14 protein-coding genes and 1 pseudogene are annotated in these 20,339 nt (G+C 29.5%); 7 read left to right on the forward strand and 8 right to left on the reverse strand.

The window, feature by feature from the left end; translation table 11 throughout:
* The first annotated feature begins 9 nt into the window (after window positions 1-9).
* Together ligA and MR76_RS05030 are read left to right on the forward strand one after the other, a co-directional pair.
* Window positions 10-2,040, forward strand: a complete 2,031-nt coding sequence (gene ligA / locus MR76_RS03505) for an NAD-dependent DNA ligase LigA (RefSeq protein ID WP_024072318.1) — start codon at window positions 10-12, stop codon at window positions 2,038-2,040.
* 96 nt (window positions 2,041-2,136) lie between these two features.
* A pseudogene (locus MR76_RS05030) lies at window positions 2,137-2,256 on the forward strand (BRCT domain-containing protein); the annotation flags it as partial.
* 1,069 nt (window positions 2,257-3,325) lie between these two features.
* Here MR76_RS05030 and MR76_RS03510 read toward each other — a convergent pair.
* The 3 genes from MR76_RS03510 to MR76_RS03520 all read right to left on the reverse strand — a co-directional run bounded on the left by MR76_RS03510 (window position 3,326) and on the right by MR76_RS03520 (window position 7,311).
* Window positions 3,326-4,489: a ribonuclease D gene (locus MR76_RS03510; protein ID WP_024072319.1), complete on the reverse strand. Its 1,164-nt coding sequence runs from the start codon at window positions 4,487-4,489 to the stop codon at window positions 3,326-3,328.
* A gap of 245 nt (window positions 4,490-4,734) precedes the next feature.
* Window positions 4,735-6,870: a sensor histidine kinase NtrY-like gene (locus MR76_RS03515; protein ID WP_024072320.1), complete on the reverse strand. Its 2,136-nt coding sequence runs from the start codon at window positions 6,868-6,870 to the stop codon at window positions 4,735-4,737.
* 177 nt (window positions 6,871-7,047) lie between these two features.
* Complete coding sequence (locus MR76_RS03520) at window positions 7,048-7,311, reverse strand: cold-shock protein (protein ID WP_024072321.1); 264 nt, start codon at window positions 7,309-7,311, stop codon at window positions 7,048-7,050.
* Between the two features lie 303 nt (window positions 7,312-7,614).
* Here MR76_RS03520 and MR76_RS03525 point away from each other — a divergent pair, with 303 nt between their 5' ends.
* From MR76_RS03525 to ccmA, 3 genes are all read left to right on the forward strand, one after another.
* Window positions 7,615-8,430, forward strand: coding sequence for an SDR family oxidoreductase (locus tag MR76_RS03525; RefSeq protein ID WP_024072322.1), 816 nt, complete (start codon window positions 7,615-7,617; stop codon window positions 8,428-8,430).
* Window positions 8,431-8,830: 400 nt separating this feature from the next.
* Entirely contained in the window at window positions 8,831-9,394 is a 564-nt protein-coding gene (gene dcd, locus MR76_RS03530; protein ID WP_024072323.1) for a dCTP deaminase, read from the forward strand.
* A 238-nt stretch (window positions 9,395-9,632) separates the two neighbouring features.
* A complete protein-coding gene (ccmA, locus tag MR76_RS03535) occupies window positions 9,633-10,286 on the forward strand; it encodes a heme ABC exporter ATP-binding protein CcmA (protein WP_024072324.1) in 654 nt (217 codons plus the stop codon).
* Between the two features lie 1,034 nt (window positions 10,287-11,320).
* Here the strand turns inward: ccmA and MR76_RS05035 are convergent.
* Together MR76_RS05035 and MR76_RS05040 are read right to left on the reverse strand one after the other, a co-directional pair.
* Complete coding sequence (locus MR76_RS05035) at window positions 11,321-11,944, reverse strand: COX15/CtaA family protein (RefSeq protein WP_407635602.1); 624 nt, start codon at window positions 11,942-11,944, stop codon at window positions 11,321-11,323.
* A gap of 23 nt (window positions 11,945-11,967) precedes the next feature.
* The gene (locus MR76_RS05040; RefSeq protein WP_268744740.1) at window positions 11,968-12,342 is read right to left on the reverse strand and encodes a COX15/CtaA family protein; all 375 of its coding nucleotides are present in this window, start codon (window positions 12,340-12,342) and stop codon (window positions 11,968-11,970) included.
* A gap of 303 nt (window positions 12,343-12,645) precedes the next feature.
* On the opposite strand from MR76_RS05040, the gene MR76_RS03545 reads away from it, so the two are divergent.
* Window positions 12,646-13,389, forward strand: coding sequence for a DsbA family protein (locus tag MR76_RS03545; RefSeq protein WP_052327680.1), 744 nt, complete (start codon window positions 12,646-12,648; stop codon window positions 13,387-13,389).
* A 55-nt stretch (window positions 13,390-13,444) separates the two neighbouring features.
* Here the strand turns inward: MR76_RS03545 and MR76_RS03550 are convergent, their stop codons facing one another.
* Both MR76_RS03550 and hisS read right to left on the reverse strand, forming a co-directional pair.
* Window positions 13,445-16,810, reverse strand: coding sequence for a hypothetical protein (locus tag MR76_RS03550; RefSeq protein ID WP_024072327.1), 3,366 nt, complete (start codon window positions 16,808-16,810; stop codon window positions 13,445-13,447).
* 213 nt (window positions 16,811-17,023) lie between these two features.
* Window positions 17,024-18,265, reverse strand: a complete 1,242-nt coding sequence (gene hisS / locus MR76_RS03555; protein ID WP_024072328.1) for a histidine--tRNA ligase — start codon at window positions 18,263-18,265, stop codon at window positions 17,024-17,026.
* A 194-nt stretch (window positions 18,266-18,459) separates the two neighbouring features.
* On the opposite strand from hisS, the gene purC reads away from it, so the two are divergent.
* Window positions 18,460-19,188 carry a phosphoribosylaminoimidazolesuccinocarboxamide synthase gene (gene purC / locus MR76_RS03560; RefSeq protein WP_024072329.1) on the forward strand — a complete coding sequence of 243 codons (729 nt, stop codon included), beginning with the start codon at window positions 18,460-18,462 and terminating at the stop codon, window positions 19,186-19,188.
* A gap of 713 nt (window positions 19,189-19,901) precedes the next feature.
* Here the strand turns inward: purC and MR76_RS03565 are convergent.
* Window positions 19,902-20,246, reverse strand: coding sequence for a hypothetical protein (locus MR76_RS03565; protein ID WP_024072330.1), 345 nt, complete (start codon window positions 20,244-20,246; stop codon window positions 19,902-19,904).
* Between the last annotated feature and the right edge of the window lie 93 nt (window positions 20,247-20,339).

The raw sequence follows: 20,339 nt of genomic DNA on the forward strand, positions 1-20,339 counted from the left end.
TAGTTAATCATGGTCAAGCAAGAAGAAGCTAAGCTAGAGTTAGAGAAATTAAATGAACAAATACAGCGTCATGATATTTTTTATCATGTACAGAACAATCCAGAAATAAGTGATGCTGAATATGATGAGTTATGTCGTAAAAGAAATTTAATCCTTGAGGCTTTTCCAAAACTTGCATCAAGCAATGGTTACCAAAACAATGTAGGTGGTTCTCCGGATATAAGGTTCGTCAAAGTAAAACATGAAGAAAGAATGCTTTCTTTAGATAATGCCTTCAATCAGCAAGACGTAGAGAAATTTATAACAAGAACTAAAAAGCTCTTAAATATAAATGATGATCAATCAATATCCATGTCTTGTGAATTAAAAATCGATGGATTATCATTTTCCGTTATATATAAAAAAGGAGAAATTTCTCAAGCATCTACGAGAGGCAATGGATATTTTGGAGAAAATATTACGAACAATGTTAAAATTATAAAAAATCTACCACACATTATTCACAACGCACCAGATTTCCTAGAAGTAAGAGGGGAAATATACATAGACCGCAGTGATTTTATACAACTTAATAACGATGGAAATAACTTCGCAAATCCACGTAATGCTGCAGCTGGATCCGTAAGGCAATTAGACTATAATATTACTGCTCAACGCAAACTAAAATATTTTATGTACACAATAGTCAACACTACATGTGTAACACAAGAAGAACTACTAGACCAATTAAAAACTTGGGGTTTTTGTGTAAATGAACATACTATTACTACAAGCAATATTGAAGAAGCTTTCAACTTTTACAATCAAGTTTATAACAATAGAAGCAAGATCAATTATGATATTGATGGTATAATATACAAAGTCAATGATATAAAATCACAACATATTCTCGGAAACACAAGTAAATCACCAAGATGGGCTATAGCTTATAAGTTTCCTGCTGCAGAAGCAAAAACTCAACTAAATAAAATTTCTATACAAATTGGGAGAACTGGCGTACTAACACCCATTGCAGAACTTTCTCCCATAAATATTGGTGGTGTTATAGTTACAAGAGCAAGTTTACATAATAAAAATGAAATAGAGCGTAAAGATATACGTGAAGGTGACTATGTCATTGTCAAAAGAGCAGGAGACGTAATACCACAAGTAGTTGATGTAGACAAAAACTTAAGAACTCAAGAATTAACAAAATTTGCTTTTCCAACAACATGCCCATCATGTGGTAGCAGTTTATACCAAGCAAAACAAGAAGTATCAATATATTGTACCGGAGAATTATTTTGCAAAGACCAAGTCTTAGAAAAAATAAAGCACTTCGTTTCAAAAGATGCTTTCAACATTATAGGATTTGGTAAAAAACAGCTATTATTTTTTTATGGACAAGGATTAATAACAAGCATTGTTGATATATTTACATTAGAAGAAAAAATAAGTAACAGCGATTTCAAATTGGAGTCATTACATGGATGGGGTGAAAAATCCATGAGTAATTTATTCTCTGCTATAAACAACAGTAAAGTAATTAGTTTAGAAAACTTTATTTTCGCATTAGGAATCAGGTTTGTAGGAAAATATATAGCAAAAATACTTGCTAAATACTTTTCATCATATGAAAAATGGTATAATGAAATGCTTAAACTAGCGCAGGATGAAAATTATTTACTTAATATACAGCAAATAGGATCCAAAACTATAAGCTCGCTGAAAACGTTTTTTACTGAACAACATAACTTAAATATGATTAATGATTTAGTAAAATATCTAACAATAACAAATACAAAGTCTATTTCTTATTTATCACCTATCCATGGAAAAACTATAGTTTTTACTGGTGAACTATCAAGCATGTCAAGATCTGAAGCAAAAGTAAGGTCAGAAACTGCAGGTGCAAAAGTGTCTTCATCATTATCAAAAAATACAGATTTCTTGATTATAGGCAATAACCCAGGATCAAAATATAAAAAAGCACAGTCCCTCAATATACAGATCCTAACTGAAGATTCATGGCTACAATACACTGAACAAAATGAAAGTTAAATTTTCATATCAAAAACAATTTAAGCAATCTTGAAAGATCTCATCTTAACAAATACCACTTTATATTTAATGCTACTATATGACATCTGTTAGTTAACAGATTTCTTGATTATAGGCAATAACCCAGGATCAAAATATAAAAAAGCACAGTCCCTCAATATACAGATCCTAACTGAAGATTCATGGCTACAATACACTGAACAAAATGAAAGTTAAATTTTCATATCAAAAACAATTTAAGCAATCTTGAAAGATCTCATCTTAACAAATACCACTTTATATTTAATGCTACTATATGACATCTGTTAGTTATAATACATAATTATCTTTCTTATCATTATGTTAAACTCTACATCATAATACTACAACCCTTTCATAAATTACGATACAATAACTTCAAAATCATTCTGTAAATGGAGAATATATATTCAAAATTTTTTTCTATCTAACACACATTTTGTAATCAACTACACCAACCTATACCTCCATGAAAGTACATAATAATACCTGTATTACAATCACCAAACACTTGATATAAAATCTACTTACTAAAACTAACAATACTAACCTACACTTTCATCAAAATCCTTATAATATCTATTAGCTACTATCCAACATTTGACACAGAAAATCCTCTCTGTAATCAAATAACTAAATTACATCTTATATTTCCACCAAAGTAATATATATTCATCAAACTACAACACTCAACAGAAAATCTACTTACTCAAATTAACAATACTAACCTACACTTTCATCAAAATCCTTATAATATCTATTAGCTACTATCCAACATTTGACACAAAAAATCCTCTCTGTAATCAAATAACTAAATTACATCTTATATTTCCACCAAAGTAATATATATTCATCAAACTACAACACTCAACAGAAAATCTACTTACTCAAACTAACAATACTAACCTACACTTTCATCAAAATCCTTATAATATCCATTAGCTACTATCCAACATTTGACACAGAAAATCCTCTCTGTAATCAAATAACTAAATTACATCTTATATTTCCACCAAAGTAATATATATTCATCAAACTACAACACTCAACAGAAAATCTACTTACTCAAATTAACAATACTAACCTACACTTTCATCAAAATCCTTATAATATCCATTAGCTACTATCCAACATTTGACACAGAAAATCCTCTCTGTAATCAAAACATTAAGTTAAATCCCATATTTCTATAAGACAACTATAAGATTTCATAGTCAATACTTGGACAGAATAATGCACATAATATTCTTAATTAATAATGCTAAGCCTACATTTCTGTTAAAGTAGTTACAATGTCCATATAATTATTATCTAACACTTGTGCTGACACTATAATTTTAGATTTACCTTGCATAAATTTTTCAACTTCTCGTCCGAAAAATTCATACCTCCAACCTTTCATGATATGACTAAATTTACCATTAAGAAATCTAACTAGACTGCCTTTAGAAGCAACCAACTTTTGTGAGATATTGTTTTTATAGCATACATTATATAACAATATAAGTAATATATTTAAAACAGATTGATTATAATTATTAACATTTACACCACATAAATCATTAATATCAACAGAACGATTACTATCAATAACTTTTAAAAGATCAGATACTGTATCATGTGATAAATATTCCTTCTTTATGTATTTACTTAAAGTGGTAATATCACCTTTTTTTATAAAATCTCTAACTAAATACAGCACTACTTTGTTCTTTAATATAAATTCACGGTTCAGATTAAAAAACTGAGCTAATTTTTCTCGCCATTCAATAACAGATTTAACAACAATAATTTCCTCTTTTGCAATATCAGGAGCAAAATCTGTAATATTACAAACATTACTATAGTTAACCTCCTGTAACACAATACTATTCATTTCTTCCAAAAACCACGATAACCTGCCAGCATTTACTAAATTGTTATATAATATCTTATAAAGTTCATATAAATATATAACATCGTTCAGTGCATATTGAATTTTATCAACAGACACTGGACGAAGCTCCCAGTTAGATCTTTTTAAACTCAGTTTATCTAATGAAATACCTAAAAATTGCTCTACTAACTTAGAGTATCCAACTGAATTATCATAACAACAACAAAACATAGCAGCAATTTGAGTATCAAATATAGGGCTAGGAATTTCTGGAAATTTCGTTAACAGTGCATCCACATCTTGTCTGCAATCATGAAAAACTTTTATTATATTTTTATTATAAAAAATATCTCCTAAAACTGATAGATCCATGCCACTTGCTAAAACATCAACAACAAACTGTTCTTCAGCACATGCAATTTGTATTAGACACAATTTAGGATAATATTCACTACCACTTCTTATGAATTCAGTATCAACTGCAATAAATTCAGGCTGTAATACAAGTAGCCGATTACATATACGTTCTAACTCTTTAACATCATCAATTAACATATACTTTAATTTTTCTCCACAATCTAAAAAACTCCAATATAGGGGGACATCTCATATCAAGTCATCATACAGAATGAATTTGCTATAATATCTATTAAAACTACTAATAGCATACCAATATTTCACGTGTATTATCAATTTATATTAGATTATTATTTATCTTGAAAATCATCTAAAACCGAAATAACAGACTAATATTAACTTTATTGTTTACAATAAGCAAAATTGTTAAAACTTATATCACTTTAATTATCTTGATAATCTTGACATTTCATAAATGTCAACTTAACAACACCACCATCTTTTATATTATAAAAATTTATTGTTGCATTATGTTCATCCAGTATTTTTTTCACTATGGATAAACCCAATCCTGTACCTTGAACACGAGTTGTAACATAAGGTTCTGTAAGTTTCTCTATAAGTTCCTCTGGGAATCCTATTCCATTATCTTGAACTTGCACACTGACATGATCTTCATTATCAACTACACCAATTGTTATTAGACCTTGAACATTAGATTTCATGTCAATCGATTCACATGCATTTTTGAATAAGTTAATAAAAACATGATTAATCTGACTTTTATCTAATACAACAAAAATTGGCTTACTTGGTATATCCAACTCATAATGCACAACACCACGACTAAACTGCCCAGAAAATGCCAATTCTTTTATTACACTACAAATGTCATGTCTGACTAACACAGGATCTGACATTTTTGCAAATTTAGCAAACTCATCAACTATACATCTAATACTTGTAACATGGCGAATTATTGTATCAATATATCTTCCAAAACTTTCCTTATCAGAAACAACTTCATGTTGATACTTACTACTTAACCTTTCAGCAGCAAGATATATTGGAGTAATAGGATTCTTTATTTCATGAGCTATTCTTCTCGCAACATCAGACCACGCAGCTGACCTCTGCGCATCAACTAAACTTGAAATATCATCAAATGTAATAATATATCCTTTATTAATACTACCAAGTACTTTTATTCTCACAGATAAAGTAAAAGACTTCCTATTCCTTAAAACAGTAATCTCATCTTGCATTTTAGCACTTTTAATCAACTCAGACATTTCAGGAAATACATCACTAAGCTCTGCATGAAGAATATCATTAGGAGCTGATAATTCCTTTGCCTTATCATTCATCAAAGTAATCATACCTGCACAATTGACCGCTATTATTCCAGAAGAAACACCTGATAAAACAGCTTCTATAAATTCCCTCCTCTCATTCATATCCTGATAAAGTTTTATTAACTGTGAACGCTGACTATTAAGCTGTGAGGTCATTTGATTGAATGCACGCGCAAGTGTAGACATTTCTTCTCCAATTCGCCCTTCTTCTATCCTGAAAGATAAGTCACCTTTTTGAATCTTACGTGTAGCATAGAATAAATCCAATAATGGACGAACTATATCACCAGAAAAATTGATCCCATACCAAATAGCAGTAAATAACAATAATAACGATATTAAAATAAATATCATAGAAAACTGTATTTGTAATGATGATATTTGTGATCGCAGATTCCTATAAGATTTAACTGCCCCCTTCGTTGCCAACAAATGGGAAGTGATTTTTCTATCTATAAAACGACTTACCATAATATAAGTAGATGAGAATCTATCAAGCAAAAGGAAAGCCCGTATCATATCCTCTTTTATCACGATAACAATCCTATCATTGCTATCTAAACCATACCATTCTATAATATCAAAACCCAACACAAAACTAAACCTACTACTCGCTAACACCCTACCTGGTTCAAAAATTAACACCTCAGCTAACCCTAACAAATCCGCTTTAGATTTTACAATATTTTGTAATGCTACTTTATCATAATTCAATATTACCTTATGATCAGATATATAATGTGAAATAGCCAAAATATCAGAACGAATATTTCTTTTATGTTCTCTTAAATAAGCTTCTGCTACTTGTATAGACTCATGCATCACAGCTTCAACTTTTTTATTAAACCAAGATTGAATGCTATAATTAAAAAATAAAGTAGAAAAACCTGAAATCACAATTGTTGGTATAATAGCTACTACAGAAAACATCAGAACAATTTTTGTTTGCAAATGAGAACCTAAACGTCTCCTTTTTTTTTGTATCCACATATTAATTAATCTATGAGATACACTAGTGATCAATAGCAAAAACAATATCAGATCAAAAAATACCAACTTAATAGCCTTACCATGATCAGGCCCAAGTGGATCATCATGATGAAAAACAACACAATAGGTTATAATTGAAAATAAAAAAATAGATATTGCTAAAAATGAAGCAATAATTTTAAAAAATTTAAACCTACTTATATTGCTACATACCTTTATAAACCAGTTTTTCATTAGGATATTACATGCTGGAGAAACTACTCATAACAAATGTAAACGGATCAACTTCTTAGGTTGACATAGCATAGAATAACGACTTAAAGAAACTTAACACTTAGAATATTACAAAAAGAACGCTATAAACTTCCAACATATAAAAACATTAAAATATTCATAGCGTATTATATGATCTTAGCCTTCTAACACCTCAAGGTTAACTGCTGAAAACTTTCCATTATTTTTATCAAGTTGATACTTAACTTTTTGGCCTTCTCTTAAACCATCAATTTTACTTCTTTGCAGTGCAGTAATATGGACAAAAATATCCTTAATATCTTGACCAATATTCCTTACTTTATTACCTTGATCTTTACAAATAAAACCATAACCCTTTTCTGAACTAAACCACTTCACATATCCAGTGTAAGTTGCATCATCCACTAACCGTTGAGACATTCAAAATCCTTAAAAATTAAAATAAACGCATAGACTATACTGCTAAGAACATACTAATTAATAATAACATGTACTAAAACATACAATACCATGTTAGATTAAGGGTAAAGGTTAATATATTTTTTGCAAGAAAAATATTAACTCTTACACTAATCAGAAACACATTATGCAGCTTTTATCTTCAACTATATTAACCTACACATCATATCATTTAATGTTGGCTATACTTGGATTATATTAATAATTCATTGATTCTAACCAAAATTAAGTATATACATGCATATAATTATATTACTTCAGATTATGCATCTATTTTGTTTTGGTTATGGATATACAGCTAAGTTCCTTACACAAAAACTCCTACCCTTAAAATGGAAAATCAGTGGAACATCATTCCATAAAGTCACACATACACATAACAAGAATGTGCATTTATTAGATTATAACTTTCCATTACCAGAATATATCTTCTCTGATGTAACACATGTACTAATATCAATTCCACCAGAGGGGGATAATGTTCTTCAAAAATACTACAATTTTTTAAAAAAAATTAAATGGCTAGGCTATTTATCAGCAACAAACGTATATGGTGACCACAACGGTGATTGGGTTGATGAAACATCTGCAACAAATCCCTCAACTCCCAGCGGCATTAGAAGGTTAAAGCAAGAAAAAATATGGGGTAACTCTAACCTCCCTATACACATCTTTAGACTTTCAGGTATATATGGACCAACTCGTAACGTACTATGTAATCTAATACAAGGTAATGTTAAATACGCTATCAGTAACACTATATTCTCTCGTATACATGTAGACGATATAGCAAATATTTTATTTACATCAATACACAACCCCAACCCTGGTAGTGTATATAACTGTTCAGATGATTTCCCATCATCATATTCAAACATAGTTAAATATGGAGCTCAATTATTAAACACTACAATACCTAAACCAATGCACTTTGAAGATTTATCAGATAATATGAAAAAATTTTATTCCGAAAGGAAATTAGTAAGTAATTTGAAGATAAAAAACGAATTAAATATATCATTACAATACCCTAGTTATATACAAGGATTACAAAATCTTATCAAAATCGAAATACCTTAATTAACGAATAATATCTTCAAATACTTAGTAGACGACATAAAGGTTATAAAAAATCAAATAACCATGTTTATAAAAATTACGCAAATAACTTATAGACCTTGATATTATAACTCTCACAAAACATGACAATTAATACGCACATTTGCTCATCAAATTAATAATAACCAAATACATATAAATGTTTGTCTTGTGATAATTTTACAGCATTAAAGTTAATGAACTCTGACTTTCTAGTCATTGACTAACATGGATTATCATATTAATATAACCATGATTAAAGTCTATTTATTAAATATTAGATAAACTATAACTACATAGATAATTTTAAACTTGCATTAATCAATGATTAATTGTAAATGTCTTTTCACTATCTAACAAGATGTTATATGAGGAACTAAATATGCCAGTTATGCCGGATCATTGGATAAAAGATAAGGCTATAAAAGAGAAAATGATCGACCCATTTATTGATTATAAGAAGAGTAGCGGAATTTTATCATATGGGTTATCATCATATGGGTACGATGCAAGAATAGATAATAAGTTTAAAATATTTACAAATGTTCATTCAGTAACAGTTGACCCTAAGAATTTTCCTTTAGGAAGTTTCATAGACAAAGAAGAAGATGTATGCATTATTCCACCAAACAGCTTTGTGTTAGCAAAAACTGTTGAATATTTCAAAATACCAAAGGACATACTTGTAATGTGTGTTGGTAAATCAACCTACGCAAGGTGTGGGATCATTGTAAATGTAACACCTCTAGAACCTGGATGGGAAGGATACGTAACCTTAGAATTCTCAAACACTACCCCTCTTCCAGCAAAGATCTACGCTTTTGAAGGTGCATGTCAATTTATCTTCTTAAAAGGAGACAGCCAATGCAATTTATCTTATAATGAAATGCAGGGAAAATATATGAATCAATTAGATGTTACTCTACCAATAGTAACTAATAGATAAGAATTATGTGTTTAACAAAAAAGCACACATTAATTAGTAATCCATGTTTCTTATGTGCAGATGTTTTCATTTTGATTATTATCTAGTCTTTTATTATTGGTAACAACAACACCTTACCTTAAGATGATAGTCTAATTAAGTTAATAGCACACACTGTCATCATATAATTAATCTACTTGCAAAAATTTACTATTAGAAGTATAAGTCTAACCTTTAAGTGACACACATGTAAAAAAATATGCTAGAATGTAGTGATCTTGCCTGTACTAGGAACAACAGATATTTATTTTCCCAACTTAATTTCAGCACACAACAAAACTTACTAACCCTAGTTATAGGGAATAATGGCAGTGGCAAAACAAGTTTACTTAGATTATTTGCAGGACTAATTCCTATAACGCATGGAAGTATAAAATACGATAGAGAAAATATCCACGACTCTAACACATATTTTACATCTCTCACTTACATAGGACACAAAAATTTTTGTAGTGACAATCTTACTGTCCTAGAAAATATACAACTGTGGGCCAACTTAAAAAATAATCATGAGTTAATAGAAGCCACAATATGTTTCTTCAAATTACAACTAGTATTGGATATAAAATATAAAGACTTATCATCTGGCTGGAAAAGAAGAGTTGCATTATCAAGGTTATTAATATACAATACCAACATATGGGTTATAGATGAGCCTTTTGTTCATCTTGATATCCATACAAAAGAATTAATACTAGAGCTAATTTCTACAAGATTAAAACAAAAAAATGGTATTGTAATTATATCTGACCATAGTAAAGCAGAAATGTATGGAGAATGCCAAGTTATCAATCTTGACACTTTTAAAAATCAGCAACCCAATTGCTTGCAATATGATAACTATCTATACTAATTAATTAACAAACTGTCTATGGCACTATGCAATATTCTAAATACATAATCACTACTTGATTATATATCTATAACCTACCATAAACATTCAGACATGTCTTAAACAGAATGCATATTCAGACATTTTATGCGAACTTTTTTCAATACGAAGCAACCTAATATTATTCATTTTAAAAAATTCCAAAATTTGTACACTATAAATTCAAGAAGCATAAATAACATTTACACCATTACAACAACTATTCGTATGCTATAAAAAAACATAAACCTATTCATCTATTAAAACTAGAAATTCCCTACTCTATTTGATCAATAACATAGAATTCATAACAATATTCACATCCACTAATACTGTATTTAACAAAAGTAGCTTATAACTTTAAAAGTCACTAAAACTACATCATTCATTTTAAAAAATTCCAGAATTTGTACACTATAAACTCAAGAAGCATAAATAACATTTACACCATTACAACAACTATTCGTATGCTATAAAAAAACATAAACCTATTCATCTATTAAAACTAGAAATTCCCTACTCTATTTGATCAATAACATAGAATTCATAACAATATTCACATCCACTAATACTGTATTTAACAAAAGTAGCTTATAACTTTAAAAGTCACTAAAACTACATCATTCATTTTAAAAAATTCCAGAATTTGTACACTATAAACTCAAGAAGCATAAATAACATTTACACCATTACAACAACTATTCGTATGCTATAAAAAAACATAAACCTATTCATCTATTAAAACTAGAAATTCCCTACTATATTTGATCAATAACATAGAATTCATAACAATATTCACATCCACTAATACTGTATTTAACAAAAGTAGCTTATAACTTTAAAAGTCACTAAAACTACATCATTCATTTTAAAAAATTCCAGAATTTGTACACTATAAACTCAAGAAGCATAAATAACACTAACACCCTACATACAAACAACTTGATTACGTACATAAGATATGCATATCCACATACATCATTTATTAAGATAATAAATATCCTCTATCGAATACATTATAACTTGGACAATTTCATACAATGTAATAGGTAAGTATTAATAGCGAATAAAATAAAAGCTGTAACTTGATGTAAAGAAGCAATAACTATAGGAACATTATATATAAATGTTAGTATTCCCAATGTTAACTGAATAAATAAACATATTAGCAATAAATATGCTGATAAAAAATTCAACCTCAATCTTAACAAAGCTGTAACAATAACAACCAAAATAAGGGTTGCCATGACTTCATGCATAAACTGTACTGTAACAGGATTATCAATTATATTATACCATAGTGGCTTCATGAATAATAAATCTTCCAACATTAGCTTTCCTCCTAAAAAAGGAAGAGTTTTATACAATAATCCAGCATTTAACCCAGCAACCAATGATCCAAATGTTATTTGAATTACAATTAATATACTAATCACAGAAAAAATGAATGTTCCATCGACTCTAATACTGCAAGTTACTTTAGAAACAACAGCTAATAAAAACTGTCGCCATAGAAGATAGAAAATCAATAATGCTAATAATAAATGCATTGTTAACTTATAATGACTTACATGAGGACGATCAATCAACCCACTTTTTACCATAAGCCATCCCATGATTCCTTGGAACAGTATTAACAAACAAATAATTATAAAATTTATTATTAAATTTTTATTAAGTTTTTTTTATATATAAAATATAAAAACGGGATAAACAATATTAATCCAACAACTCTTCCAAGTAATCGATGAAAGTATTCTATTAAATATAATGTTTTAAATTCTTGAAGTGTAATATTAGAATTCAGATATTCAAATTCTGGAGTAGCCATATATTTTATTTTTTCTCTTATCCATGCTTTTTCACTAATTGGTGGAAATATTCCAATAATAGGATTCCATTCGGTAATCGATAGACCAGAATGAGTAAGACGTGTTATCCCTCCAACTAATACCATTAGCAATATGCCTACACAACATACACACAACCAAATTTTCACACTAATACATACTTGTTTAGTATCATTAGTAATTTTCATTATAAACCTATAAGTATATTTTCAACATTATAAACAAAAACAGGATTTCTCCTTACAGAATTATAATCCACATAAAATTTACACATATCTATTAAGCTGATATTACAAGTCACTATAATACATGCACTTCAGATTTCATATATGCAGTTTTTACATTACAATTTACACGTATAATCTCACTAAAAACATAAACATATACATATACCACATCCATATACTTAATGACACATTATCTAGTTATTTCTCATATTGACTTCACTAGAAACTTATAGTAAACTTAGCATTCTATGTTTTTTAGGTTTCATGATGCTAAGGATCGTATTTTTATTAAGTTTAGTACTGCTAGTAGCGAGCTTCCCATTAATAAACAATTGGCTGTCTAATAAACCTGGTCAAGCTAGTTTAGATAAAGATAAAATTGTCTCAATTATTGAAGAATACATCTCTAATTATCCTCAAAAGGTAATCGATCTACTTACCAAAGGACAAGCACGAATAGAAAATGAAGAAATGAGTGAAAATATAAAAAAATATAAATCTGAACTTGAGGATGCTTCATATCCTTCAGCTGGAAATAAAGACAGCAAAATCGTATTTGTAGAATTCTTTGACTATTCCTGTGGCTACTGTAAAATGATGTCTGAAGATATGAAACAAATAGTACAGGATGGTAAAGTACGTGTGATATTCAGGGATTTCCCTATACTCGGTGAGGCGTCATTAAAAGCTGTTCAGGCAGCGTTAGCTATACATTTAATAGATCCAAGTAAGTATTTAGAGTTTTACCATGCAGCGTTGAATCATAAGCAACAATTTAACGATGAATCTATACTAAATATAGTCAAATCAATAGGCATTACTGAAGAAGATTTCAGAATTTCACTAGCTAAGAATTCTGATACTATAGAAAACATGATACAATCCACCAGAAAGTTAGCTGAAAATATTAACATAAGAGGCACTCCTGCTATTATAATAGGGGATACATTTATCGGTGGAGCAGCTGATATATCTACTTTAAGAAATAAGATAGATGAACAGGGGTAACTCAGCGGATATGTATGGGGGCCTAGGAAAAAGTTATTTGTACACCACTTTTTTTTCATCCAATGTGGTTCGGGTCTTGCATTTCAGCTATGCTGCTGTTTAATATAGGCTGTGGACATGTATCATATTCTCCATCTTGGAAAGGTCGATGACAATAGTATCTATGATGCATTATTGCTGATTTACATGTACCTACACATGCACTCAAACAACCAATTATTGATAAAATTAAACAAGTTATAGCTCCAACTATACATCCTGCAAATAATCCTCTACTCATTGGACATGTAAAAGCTACACACATTAATATAATAAAAGCAGATATCATAGTCACCGCTGCCGCAGTCAAACAATATACTTTCTTGTCTAAAGCCTGCATTTTTCGCTTCTTCTCTGGATCACAAACTCTAGCATCTGAGCTACTATGCATTTTAGGCTCTTTCATTTCATTAATACTTGGTTGTAAATTAGCAGCTTGCGCAACAATGTCTTCGGGTTTCTGATCAACACCTACTTTAGTATCTACAGTACCATCGACTATACTTAGTTGCAAACTAGGATGTGGTAATACAACAACATTTTTCTGACTAATAACTGTTTTATCGTCCATAATTAAACCTCTCTCTCTTGTCTCAAAATTATCATCAGGAAGTACTTTTTTTGTTTTAAAATCACATTCTTTACCAACGTCTTCACAGAAATTATTATTATTATCATCATGCTTCACATCTAGATCAGCCGCCTGAACAAGATTATGAAGATTATCAGAAGTCTCTATTACCTTGGTAGTATCTTCTGAATGCAAAGCTTTAGCTAACAACTCATCCCCTGTATGACCTGATATTGCAGAAGAATGGTAAGCTGATTCAATATTTCGTGCTACAACATTATGTTCTAACTCTCTCAATTTTATGATGCTCAAACATGCATTCTTAAAAATTGTCTCATTAAGATTACTACTACCATCCTCTTTGATTAAATTCATAACAATATTCTGTGTAATATCATAACTCCTTTTAGCATCCACATCACTTATAACTTCCAAATCAGATATCTCATGCAATTTTTCTTCATTGCAAAGCGACATAAGAATTTCAGAAAACTTTTTTTCTACTGGATAGCCTTTCATTAATGTATATTCACGACACAACTTAACAAAATCACCGAGTAATGGAGGATAAGTCAAAATGTTACCTAACAAGAAACTTGTGCAAGATAAGTCCCCAGAGAATAAATCATTTTCAACTTTATCTGAATTATATAAACAAACATAAGATGACATTAACTGTATTGATAACAAGCATTGTGCTCGATCGAAACTACTACAAGGATTAACTTGCATACTTGGGTCAGATTGTTTTGCTGATGATATTGGAATGTCACACAATATTCTAGAAAACCCAGAATCATATACGATATTACGTTCCTTCTCAAGATCAATTAAAGATATGCCTAAGTTATGCGCATAACAGTTAACCATATGAATCAGGTGACCATATACTGTAGCACTATCAGAGTCTAAATCCCACACCTCTTCCATTGAAAAAGAAAAAGGTAGGTTGTTATCTATACTTTTCAACAAATTTAAGACAACACAACAGTAACTAAGAAGATATTCTGCCATGTCCCTCCTTTCATAGATACCACATTCTTCACATTTTCTATAAACTATATGAAAAATATCAAACAATCTTAATATGATGTTTCTTTGCAAAAAATTACCAAAAAGCACTACCATTAACAGTCCAGTTACACCTTTCACCGAACAATCATCTATAACACCATTAGATTTTTTGAATGCCTGACATAGCATCATTGCTGCCTGTTGAGCTTTTACTTCATTCACCGGCTTACATTCAATAAAGACATTATATGTTAAATTTGATTCTGTAACCTGTTCTACATTAATTTTATTGCACAATAAATGTTGGATTAATATAAACAATAGCTTTTTATCATACTCAATATCTAAGAAACCAACCTGCTTATACTCATATGACTTCTCCAGCCCTTGCTTATATTTTTTATATGACATTATCTTATCACCATCATTGCCGCTCGCAGAAACAGCAAGTGCAGATAATTTATCATAACATTTATCATAAAACATCTTAACATTATTAATTGTCTGTCCTCCTAGAAAAGCAGCATGGTAACACGTAAATAATAACTCAAGTAAAAGTTCAACCCCATACTTCTTTTTCTTGCCATCAATATAGGGAAATCTGAAATTCTGTAAGCGCGTATCAAATAAACTGTATTGTCTCTCATTTGCTTCCTCGCATTCTTTCAATTTATACAGCAGCATCACATGTTCAAATATTAATGCTGCCTCCAGATTTATATCTTTTAATACTTCATTAAATGCTAACATAACGTCATAAGTAACAAAAGTAGTCGCATAACTATAGTACGGGTCATATCCCTCAGAAGTATCAAGAACACTATCTAATGATTTTCTTGTTGATGAAAATATATCACTGGCAATAGCTGTAGTTAGCATATATTCAGATTCATAATACTCATCTATTTCACAGCAATGAAATACAGAAAATAAATTTCTATAAAAATCAAGAAGTACTGAATCCTCCGCAATACCAAGATGACTTCTGCAAGATAGAGGCAATGTACTTGTATAATTACACACAAACTGAGCAAGCATAGGAAAAATCTGAGATTTACATGTGTTACTTAATGCATTAAAATTAATGGATACAAACTGATGAATAGCAGTTTTATATATAACAAGAACCATTATCTTTGCAAGCATGTCTCTGTCGCATGTTTCTCCTAGATCTTGTACACTTAGTGAATATTGACTTCTAATATAACTTACAAGACTAGCTAGCATATTAGGTAATGTTAGATTATCTTCTCCTAGAACTAAAGAACTAAAGCACTGAGAATATGCTAATAATTCATCATTATCAACCTCATCAATACTGTCCTTACGTTTCTGCCCGTAACTCATAACACAAACAGAAACATGCTGAATATCATTAATTAATTTTTTAACTATCTCTTCATCAGTGAAACATTTTCCAGAAAGTATATATCGGATAGCATGAGTACAAATATGAAATAGTCCATACATCTGAGTAGTCCATAGACACCCTTTACTCGCTAAGTCAAGTATAACACCACTATTCAATTTCTGTAATATATCATGGTAATACACATAACACCGATGATCAGGATCATGAGGAGTAAATTCTACATGACTATTACTATGAACTTCAATTTTAGAATATACCCCTACAGAATCTAAAATATAAGAAGCAGTATTTTGATGGAAAGATCTTAGAATACATAGCAATGCTAACATATCTACATTACTGAACCCCAGATTTCTTAAAAAAGATGCTAAGTGACTTTCTTCATAATTAATAAAAGCATCCCATTTAAATTTACCAGTTAACATACTATATCCTCCAACCTTCTAATTTAACAAATACTTTGTCTTAAAAATATAAAAATGACTTTCTATATCTAGCTTTCATCATAAATAATATGCTATTAAACTTCTACCTAAGCAATAGCTTATTGGTAATACAGTATGAATTTCTTGAACTTCTTAAAAGCAAATTTATTAATCTTATTATAACACTTTATATAATAAAGTTAATAAATATTATTAAATTTTTTTATATAATAAATCTAATAAATCACATTTAACTATTTGTTGCTGTTTACCAGTCTTCATGTCTTTCACTTGTATTGTATCATTTTGAAGCTCTTCATCCCCAAAAATTAAAGCTATACTATTATCATCAACTTTCCTTAATAAATTCTTTAAATTAGTACTTTTATAGTTCCAGTTTACAGAAATACCCTTACAACGTAACTCATAAGCAAGTCTCAAAGCATGAGACATTGCATCCTTACCTATAGGCATTAATACTACACTTCTTGGTTCCTGATGCTTATAATCTATCAATGCACTAACTCTCTCAACCCCCATAGCAAAACCGACAGCAGGTGTATCATTTCCTCCCATAAATTTTACTAATCCATCGTATCTACCACCAGCAATAACTGCATTTTGCGAGCCTAATTTGGACGTTGTAAATTCAAACACCGTATTGCAATAATAATCTAACCCTCTGACTATATTATGATTTATCTTATAAGGGATACAAAGTTCATTTAATCCGTTTAGAACCTCCATGAAAAAATCATTAGAATATTTATTATAGAAATGAGAAATACTAGGAGCATTTAATAAAATTTCTCGATCTTCTGGAGCTTTTGAATCTAATATTCTTAGAGGATTTATAACAAGCCTACGTTGACTGTCTTCTGATAAATCCTTTTTATAGTTATTTAAATACTCTATAAGACTAAGCCTATATGAGCTCATAGTTTCTTTATCTCCTAAAAAATTAATTTCTAACGTGATATTATCTAACAAATTCAATTCGCTTAAAATATTATAGCCTAATGCTATCATCTCAACATCTGCAAGAGGCAGCTCACTTCCAAAGAACTCAAAATTCACTTGGTGAAATTGCCTTTGACGACATTTCTGAGGTCGCTCATAACGAAATACTGGACCACTAGAAAACAACTTTACAGGAACAACTAAATTTTTATTAATTAATACCCTTACAATAGCAGATGTAAATTCTGGTCTTAATGTAATATTCTCACCACTCTTATCCTGAAAGTTATACATTTCCTTTGTCACAATATCTGAATCATCACCCAAAGTCTTAGTAAACACTTCAGTAAACTCAATAATTGGAGTATCAACAGCTATGAACCCATACCTACTTGCTATTGACTGAGATAAACGCTGTATATATTGAAATTTATAAAGTTCAACACCTAATAAATCTTTAGTCCCTCTTACTTCTCTCAATTTATTACACTGCATAAAATCTTACCTTCTATCAATCTATTCATACTACAACTTGAACTATACGTTATCTATATTAATCAATTTATATATTAAATACTCTAAAACAATAACGATAATACCGTGCAATTTATTTAAAATTTAAAAAGCTAATTGCTAAACTAATTATAGACACATAAAATGGAAACTTTACGGACTTTATAAAGCATACAATGGAAGATCAAGAAAAAATTTACGAAGGAAAAGCGAAAATAATCTTTGCAACATCCAATCCTTTAGAAGTAATACAACATTTCAAAGATGAAATTACTGCTTTTAACAACAAGAAAGCAGATGTTATACATGAAAAAGGAATACTGAATAATTATATAAGTAATTTCTTAATGAAAAAACTTACAGATAAAGGTATAAAAACACACCTTATATCTTTGTTAAATCAAAGAGAACAGTTAGTAAAAAAAATAACAATAATCCCAATTGAAGTTGTAGTACGAAATGCATCAGCTGGCAATTTTAGTAAAAAATTTCAAATAGCAGAAGGTACACCTTTTCTATCTCCTATCATTGAATTTTATTATAAAAACGATGAATTATCTGACCCTATGGTAAGTGAGGGACACATTTTAAGTTTCCAGTGGCTTACAAACCAAGAGTTAGAAAGAATAAAAACACTATCTCTTCGGATTAATGACATTCTTAGTGAGCTTTTTTTAAATGTTGGCATCAAGTTAATAGATTTTAAACTAGAATTCGGAAAATTATATGATAATAAACAATCAGACTTATTTTTAGCGGATGAAATAAGCCCTGATACATGTAGACTTTGGGACATATCTACTAATAAAAAACTTGATAAAGATCGCTATCGTTTGAACTTAGGAAATGTAATAGAAGCATACAGGGAAGTAGCACAAAAGTTAAATGCTTTACCAAATTATTGATAATACTTTAATTTTTTAGTTTTCTTTTCCTCATTATTAATAAATGCACCATTCTTTTAATGTATTTAGATCTTACCAATCGATGATCAACATAAGATGGAATCCCAAAAATAAACCAGGTCTTAACTCACTAATTTTATTTATACAATAATTTCTATTTATATGTTAAAATTCCCTAATAAACTTACTATTTTTTTATGTATACCAACTGAGAATTAATCTCGACACAATTTCTAATAAAAATTATATTTGCGAGTATATATTACCTTTCTTATATATATATATTAAAACTTTTTACAAGAAATTGATAACAGCATATAAAATATCAGAATTCAAACTGCACAAATGCTTACCTATCTTTTTCTTTAGAAGAACATAACAACTAGTATACTGAATTCCATGCTGAGTAAAACACCCTTCAATTCTCATACATTTGAATAATAGCACATCCTATTCATTATAAGAACTACTATATAGAAGAAAACTCACGACTTATATCTTACACAAATCAACATATCTTCATTATACTTTCATGTATATACCAGTTCAATGCCTGATATATCCATTACTAACTTTAAGACTATAAAACACTGTATCATGAATTGCTTTTTAGGAATTTTAAGACGCGTTTTATTATTATTAAATTTTACCCAAAACCCAAAAAAGCAGAACCATCTAGTGGTTCTGCTTTACAGCCATTATAAAGAGCATAATTAAAAATGTGCACTTTTAGTACGATCAGTTTCTAGCAGTTTTGCCATCTCTATTATTTTAGGAGATGCAACTTGAGAAGTACCATTATCTTCTTTAATACCAACAGAAAAATGTGTTTCATAAAAACTATTATTATCAAGATGTGATAATGCACTCTCCCATGAATACACACTAGAATTTCCATAATCACTCAAATCTTCTTGTCCTTGCGCTGCTGTAGATTCATTAATCACAGATATTCTTTCCCTACATAGAAGTTTTACTATGAAAAATACAAGCAATGCTAACAGCACTAATATTGCCGCCGTTAACAATATAACTTGCTCATAATCATTCAATTTCACTGTTAAACATAAAAAAATAATATATTATAAGTTAACATAAACAATTGCTAATATCTATATAAAAAATACTAATTTTTTTACATGTAATTATAA

It is taken from the genome of Ehrlichia muris AS145 (assembly GCF_000508225.1).
Lineage (GTDB): Bacteria > Pseudomonadota > Alphaproteobacteria > Rickettsiales > Anaplasmataceae > Ehrlichia > Ehrlichia muris.